General features: G+C 56.2%; 1 pseudogene. It reads right to left on the reverse strand.

The annotated features are described in order from the left end of the window. Positions 1–207: pseudogene (locus ACNQ0T_RS24525) on the reverse strand (MFS transporter); the annotation flags it as partial. Between the last annotated feature and the right edge of the window lie 53 nt (positions 208–260).

A 260-nucleotide genomic window follows, 5' to 3' on the forward strand; every position in this document is an offset into this window, starting at 1 on the left:
CTGTAGCGCCATGCCGCCGGCCATATACAGGCTCACCGAGGCCGGAGCCAGCGCCACATCAGCATTGAAATCCCGCACCACGTGCAGGATCCCCGGCTGGATCAGATCGGTAGTGAGATAAGCGGAAAAATCATACAGAATTAACGCCGCCGGGAAGAACAGCGCGGCGGCGTGTCGGCTCAGCCAGTGGGAAATCCTGTGCATCATTTCGCCCTCCCTGTGGAATATTTATCAGCGCTATTGTTCGGATAGTATCATTG

It is taken from the genome of Enterobacter cloacae complex sp.6700776, assembly GCF_048284255.1.
GTDB classification, from domain to species: domain Bacteria; phylum Pseudomonadota; class Gammaproteobacteria; order Enterobacterales; family Enterobacteriaceae; genus Enterobacter; species Enterobacter intestinihominis.